Annotated in this window: 5 protein-coding genes; all 5 read left to right on the plus strand. The window is 69.8% G+C overall.

Annotated elements, in window-relative coordinates; translation table 11 throughout:
• Positions 1 to 385: 385 nt before the first annotated feature.
• The 5 genes from FKV25_RS04400 to FKV25_RS04420 all read left to right on the plus strand — a co-directional run bounded on the left by FKV25_RS04400 (position 386) and on the right by FKV25_RS04420 (position 6302).
• Positions 386 to 1996: a carboxyl transferase domain-containing protein gene (locus tag FKV25_RS04400; RefSeq protein WP_141517586.1), complete on the plus strand. Its 1611-nt coding sequence runs from the start codon at positions 386 to 388 to the stop codon at positions 1994 to 1996.
• A 53-nt stretch (positions 1997 to 2049) separates the two neighbouring features.
• Entirely contained in the window at positions 2050 to 3738 is a 1689-nt protein-coding gene (locus tag FKV25_RS04405) for a molecular chaperone HscC (RefSeq protein ID WP_141517587.1), read from the plus strand.
• Positions 3738 to 5213, plus strand: a complete 1476-nt coding sequence (locus tag FKV25_RS04410) for a hypothetical protein (protein WP_141517588.1) — start codon at positions 3738 to 3740, stop codon at positions 5211 to 5213. Before FKV25_RS04405 ends, FKV25_RS04410 begins: the two co-directional genes overlap by 1 nt.
• Before the next feature lie 172 nt (positions 5214 to 5385).
• Positions 5386 to 5934 carry a bactofilin family protein gene (locus tag FKV25_RS04415; protein WP_141517589.1) on the plus strand — a complete coding sequence of 183 codons (549 nt, stop codon included), beginning with the start codon at positions 5386 to 5388 and terminating at the stop codon, positions 5932 to 5934.
• Positions 5931 to 6302 carry a hypothetical protein gene (locus FKV25_RS04420; RefSeq protein WP_141517590.1) on the plus strand — a complete coding sequence of 124 codons (372 nt, stop codon included), beginning with the start codon at positions 5931 to 5933 and terminating at the stop codon, positions 6300 to 6302. Before FKV25_RS04415 ends, FKV25_RS04420 begins: the two co-directional genes overlap by 4 nt.
• The last annotated feature ends 509 nt before the right edge of the window (positions 6303 to 6811 follow it).

The raw sequence follows: 6811 nt of genomic DNA on the forward strand, positions 1-6811 counted from the left end.
AGCGCATTGCACCGCGGGCCGCCGCAGGCACCCAAACCACTCGCAACCACGGGATGGACCAGGCAAAGCGATACCCACCACCCGCGCGCGCACGATCGCCACGCCAAAGGCTGGATTCCAGCGTTCGCTGGAATGACGGCCTGGGGGTGCCGTAGGGTGCAATAAGCGAAGCGCATTGCACCGGCCAAAGGAGGTCAGGAGTGCTTGCCCGACGCGCAGGCGCCCTTCGTGGGATGGACCGAGCGGAGCGATGCCCATTGCCGGTCACCCGATACGGCCCCCTGCCTCCGCTGCGCCTGCCATGCCCCGTCCCCGGGCGCAAGCGCGAACTGGCCGCGTCTCCCAGCTATCATGCGAGGCTGCTTCTCACGGATCGATACAGAAGATGCCCGCCATCCAGTCGCAGCTAGACCCGCGTTCGCAGGACTTCCAGGACAACGTCGCCTTCCATCGCGCCCTCGTCGATGAGCTCGACGCCCGCCTGGCCCGCGCCGCCGGTGGCGGTGGCGAGAAGGCCCGCGACAAGCACACCGCGCGCGACAAGCTGCTGGTGCGCGATCGCATCACCGCCCTGCTCGACACCGGCTCGCCCTTCCTGGAAATCGCCCCGCTCGCCGCCGAGGGCATGTACGACGACGCCGCGCCGGCGGCCGGCATCGTCTGCGGCATCGGCCGGGTCATGGGCCAGGAAGTGGTGATCGTGGCCAACGACGCCACCGTCAAGGGCGGCACCTATTTCCCGATGACGGTGAAGAAGCACCTGCGCGCGCAGGAGATCGCCCGCGAGAACCGCCTGCCCTGCGTCTACCTGGTCGATTCCGGCGGCGCGTTCCTGCCGCTGCAGGACCAGGTGTTCCCGGACAAGGAACACTTCGGCCGGATCTTCTACAACCAGGCCCGCCTGAGCGCGGAGAACATCCCGCAGATCGCCGTGGTGATGGGCAGTTGCACCGCCGGTGGCGCCTACGTGCCGGCGATGTGCGACGAGTCGATCATCGTCAAGGAACAGGGCACGATCTTCCTCGGCGGCCCGCCGCTGGTGAAGGCGGCGACCGGCGAAGTGGTCGATGCCGAAACCCTGGGCGGCGCCGACGTGCACACCAGCGTCTCCGGCGTGGCCGACCATTTCGCCGAGGACGACCGCCACGCGCTGGAGATCGCGCGCGGCATCGTCGGCACGCTCAATCGCACCAAGACCCTGCCGGTCACGGTGCGGCCGGTCGTCGAGCCGCGCTACGCGGCCAGCGAGCTGTACGGCATCGTGCCGCGCGACACGCGCCGGCCCTTCGACATCCGCGAAGTCATCGCGCGCGTGGTCGACGGCAGCGAGTTCCAGGAGTTCAAGGCCCGCTACGGCAAGACCCTGGTCACCGGCTTCGCCCATATCCATGGCTACCCGGTCGGCATCGTCGCCAACAACGGCATCCTGTTCGCCGAGAGCGCGCTCAAGGGCGCGCACTTCATCGAGCTGTGCAACCAGCGTGGCATCCCGCTGGTGTTCCTGCAGAACATCACCGGCTTCATGGTCGGCAAGAAGTACGAGCAGGCGGGCATCGCCAAGGACGGGGCGAAGATGGTCACCGCGGTGGCCTGCTCGCACGTGCACAAGTTCACCGTGGTCATCGGCGGCAGCTTCGGTGCCGGCAACTACGCCATGTGCGGCCGCGCGTACGGCGCCCGCTTCCTGTGGATGTGGCCGAACGCGCGCATCAGCGTCATGGGCGGCGAACAGGCCGCCAGCGTACTGGCGACGGTGCGGCGCGACGGCATCGAGGCCAAGGGCGGCCAGTGGAGCGCGGAGGAGGAAGAGGCGTTCAAGCTCCCGATCCGCGAGCAGTACGAGTCACAGGGCAGCCCCTGGTATGCCACGGCGCGACTGTGGGACGACGGCATCATCGACCCGGCCGACACCCGTCGCGTGCTCGGCCTGGGCCTGTCGGCCAGCCTGAACGCGCCGATCGAGGACCGCACCCGCTTCGGTGTGTTCCGGATGTAGCGCCATCCGCCACGACAACGACTGGACTGGGGCAATCGGGGGAATTGCAGGGGATGATCGTAGGCATTGATCTGGGGACCACGCACTCGCTGGTCGGGATTTACGGGGACACGGGGAGCCAGCTGTTCCCCAATGCACTGGGGGACGTCCTGACGCCCTCGGTGGTGAGCGTGGACGAAAGCGGCGTGCTGGTGGGACAGCCGGCCCGCGAACGGCTGATCAGCCATCCGCAGCGCACGGTCGCCAACTTCAAGCGCTGGATGGGCTCCTCGCGCGAGACCCGTCTCGGGGACCGCAGCTTCCGGCCCGAGGAACTCTCGGCGATGGTCCTGCGCTCGCTGGTCGCCGACGCGGAGGCCGCACTGGGCGAGCCGGTACGCGAAGCGGTCATCAGCGTGCCCGCCTACTTCTCCGATGCACAACGCAAGGCCACGCGCACGGCGGGCGAACTGGCCGGGCTGAAGGTCGAGCGCCTGGTCAACGAGCCCACCGCGGCCGCGCTGGCCTACGGCCTGCAGGACCGCGAGGGCGAAGGCCGCTTCCTGGTGTTCGACCTCGGCGGCGGCACCTTCGACGTGTCGATCCTGGAGCTCTTCGACGGCGTGGTCGAGGTGCATGCGAGCACCGGCGACAACTACCTCGGCGGCGAGGACTTCCTGGACGTGATGGTGGAGGCGTTCGCGCGGGACCACGCCCTCACCCTGCGCGACCTGGCCGCGCACGAACTGGCGCAACTGCGCAGGCGGCTCGAGCAGGCCAAGCGCTCGCTCGGCCAGGACGGCAGTGCCGCGATCGAGGTGAGCCTGCAGGGCCGCGCCCTGGAATGGCGCATCGACGAAGCACGCTTCTCCAGCCTCGGCGAGCCGCTGGTCCAGCGCATGCGCGCCCCGGTCGAACGCGCCCTGCGCGACGCCCGCCTGCAGCCGGGCCAGCTGGACGAGATCGTGCTGGTCGGCGGCGCGAGCCGCATGCCCCAGGTGGCGCGGCTGGTGTCGCGGATGTTCGGGCGCCTGCCGCTGCGCCACGTCAACCCGGACCAGGCGGTGGCGCTGGGCGCGACGGTCGCGGCCGGCCTGAAGGCGCGCGACGAGCGCCTTGAGGAGATCATCCTGACCGACGTCTGCCCGTACACCCTGGGCACCCAGGTGTCGCGGCGGGAAGACAACGGCCAGGTCCGCAACGGCTACTTCCACCCCATCATCCCGCGCAACAGCACGGTGCCGGTGAGTCGCGAAGACGACTTCTACCCGATGACCGCCGAGCAGAAGCAGGTGCGGATCGACGTCTACCAGGGCGAGAGCCCGATGGTGGCCAACAACATCAAGCTGGGCGAGCTCAACGTCCCCATCGCCGGCCACGCCGCGCCCGAGCAGCGCGGCGTGACCGTGCGCTTCACCTACGACGTCAACGGCCTGCTCCAGGTGGAGGTCCGTGAACACGCCACCGGCAAGGTCCACGAACTGGTGCTCGAGCAGAATCCGGGCCTGCTCGGCGCGGACGAGATCCGCGAGCGCCTCGCGGCGCTGCAAGCGCTGAAGGTCCACCCGCGCGAGCAGCAGGAAAACCTGCAGGCACTGGCCCGCGCCGAGCGCCTGTACGAGGAGTACCTGGCGCAGCGGACCCTGCTGCAGGAATGGATCGCGCGCTTCCGCAGCGTGCTCGAGAGCCAGGACACCGATCTGGTGGATACGCATCGTCGCCAGCTCCACCAGGCCATGGACGAGTTGGAGGCGCAGGCCTGATGTGGGCGTTCGCCGAGCTGGGCCTGGACGCCGGGGCCGACGTCCGCGCGGTCAAGCGCGCCTACGCGGCGCGCCTGAAGACGACCCGGCCCGACACCGATCCGGAGGGTTTCCAGCGCCTGCACGCCGCCTACCAGGCCGCGCTGGCGGCGGCCCAGGCCGACGCCCCCGCGCGCGGGCCGGCAACGCCACCCGGAGTCGAGCCCTCGCCTCCGCCTCCGCCGCCCACCTCGTCTACCGACGCCCCGGCCGAGGTCATCGACGACACGGACGAACCCGCGCTTGAAGCCTTCGATGCCGACGCCTTCCTGGCGGGTTGCATCGAGCAGCTCGTGCGTGGGGAACCCGGGGACGTCCGCCGCTGGCTGGAGGCGCAGCCGGCGCTGTGGTCGCTGCAGCTCAAGGGCCAGCTCGGTTACTGGCTCCTCAACCAGCTCCACGAGCGCAGCCCGCCCGTGGCCGAGGAGAACCTCGACGCGCTGCTGGCCTTCTTTGACCTCGACCACGTGCTGAGCGGCGTCGATCCCGACGCGCTGATGCACCTGCGCAGCCGGTTGGGGTTCCGCCGCGACCTGCAGCCCGGGCGCGAACGCGCGCTTGGCAGGCGCATCTTCCCCGGGCGGCCGGCCCACGACCGCCACGCACCGGCCTTGAGGATGATGCGGCAGCTGCGCCGCCCGCTCCGCTGGGCGCAGGTACTCGCATTCGCAGTACCGTCGCGCCGCTCGCTGGAGATGCGCCACATGGTACTCGCACTGGACGATGGCGACCTCGACAGCCTCGGCGACGTGATCGACCTGCGGCAGGCCCGCTTCTGGCTTGCCGCCGGCGATGCCAGCCGGCAATCGACGCCACGGCGCCTCGTCGCGCTCGCGCGTTGCCTGGTCGCCGCTGCCTGCATGGGCGCGGTGTCCGGACTGGTGCACTGGCTGACCGGCGACCTGCCCGGCCGCGCCACCCTGGCGCCGGCCGCGGGCTTTGGCGCCGCCACCTTCGGCTATGCGCTGGTCGGCCTGTACGTGGCCTGGGAAGCCTGGGTGGCGGTCGCCGGCTATTTCAACTGGCAGTCGGCAGCCGACGACGTCCCCACGCCCCGGCCGATGCTGCGCCTGTTCTGGGTGCCGCTGCTGGCCGCCCTGGCCTGGCTGCTTTCGCTGCTGCCGGCGCCCCACGACGCGCTGGCGATGTCCGCCGGCAGCCTCGCCGCGTTGACCGGCCTGGTGCGCTGCTTCCGCCGCGCGGGCCTGCGCCTGAATTTCCGCGGCTGGCGGCTGATCCTGCTCATCCCCTTCCTGAAGGGACTCGCGGGGCTGGCGGCGATCGCCATCGCGGCCAGCGGCAAGGCGCTGGGACTCGGTCTGGCCGGGACGGGCCTGTTGCTGTGGTCGGTCGATGCATGGCGGCAGCGCGCGTCGTGGTGGCCGATGCTGCGCGTGCGCCTGCCGTGGCGCGCCAGTGCCGAACCCGGCCGCTGACCCGCCACGCCGTCGGTCACGCGATCGACCTCGATCACGCTCTGCGCCGTTCATCGGAAATGCTGTCGGTTATCGCGACATCTCGCACGAAAGCGGTAAAGACGGGGTGCTAGCCTCGGAAGTCCGAGCTGTTTCGTGCAGTCGGCCAGTCCCGTCAGAGGAAATCCGCCCCATGGCTATTTTTGGCAACCAGCCCACGTCCCAGAAGTCCGATTCCCCCGCCCCATCCCCGGAAGTGCCGCGTACGCAGGACAAGCGCGCCGAGCCCGCCACGTTCGACAGCCCCGCGCGGGCCAGCACGCCCAGCGCGTCCCCGACCCCGTCGACCCGCAGCGCGGGCAGCGAGGGCAAGGAGTCGGTGATCGCGTCCGACCTGACCATCGAAGGCAAGATCGAAGGTTCTGGCCACGTCCGCCTGGCGGGCAAGTTCAAGGGCGACGTCAACGTGCAGGGCGACCTGACCATCGAGGTCGGCGCCAAGCTCAATGGCGGCGTCAAGGCGCGCAAGGTCATCATCGCCGGCGAGCTCGAGGGCAACATCGATGCCGCCGAGCGGGTCGAACTGCTCGACAGCGGCGCCATGATCGGCGACATCAAGGCCGGCTCCGTCACAGTTGCGCCGGGTTCCAAGATGCGCGGCCAGGTCGAGTTCGGCTGGGGCAAGGACGGCCACAAGGCCAACGGCAAGGGTAGCGCCGGGGAGAACGGCTCCGACTCATGAGCTCGATCCGCGCAGGCTCGCCCGGCGCGACGCGTACCTGCCCGCACTGCAAGACCACGATCCTGGAAAGTGCGAGCGTCTGCCCGGCCTGCAAGCACCACCTGCGATTCGACTCCGACGCGGCCGCGTCCAAGCTGGCGCGGTCCGTGCCCCTGCGCGTGGAGGGCACGATCCGGCCGCAGCCGACCGACAACGCGTTGGAGTACTCGATGGTCGTGTCGATCCGCAACGAGCGCGGCGAGGAGATCGACCGGCAGGTCATCGGCGTCGGCGCGCTCTATCCCGGCGAGGAGCGCAGCTTCACCCTCGCCGTTGAAGCCCAGGAAGTGAAAGGCTACCGCGCCGGCAAGGGCCGCAGCCGCCATTGAGCGCCCGGTGACAGGGGCGATCCTTCGAGGGTCGCCCCTTGTGCCAGGACGGCGAAGCCAGCACGCACGCCGACCGCCTCGTAGGATGCGTAGCATCGTAGGGCGCAATAAGCGAAGCGCATTGCACCTTCTCAAGCCCAAGCCTGCAGCCTCGTAGGATGGGTAGCGCGAAGCGAAACCCATCGCCTGTGGGCATACGGAACAACGCCGATGGGTATCGCCTGCGGCTCCACCCATCCTACGGCGCCGCGGATTGATCCGGCGGACGGATCGCATCTCCGCCCAAGCCCCCCGGATCGTGGTCCCGCCACCGTAGGGTGCAACAAGCGCAGCGCATTGCACCACCGGAAACCGGCCGCCTCGCAGGATGGGTAGCGCGAAGCGAAACCCATCGCCTAACCCGCCTCGTCGTCGCTCCCAAGCCGTCATCCCAGCGAACGCTGGGATCCAGCCTCTCGCCTGCGGGACCAACGCCCGGATTGCCCGCCGTAGGATGGGTAGCGCGAAGC

The organism is Marilutibacter aestuarii (assembly GCF_006546775.1).
GTDB classification, from domain to species: domain Bacteria; phylum Pseudomonadota; class Gammaproteobacteria; order Xanthomonadales; family Xanthomonadaceae; genus Marilutibacter; species Marilutibacter aestuarii.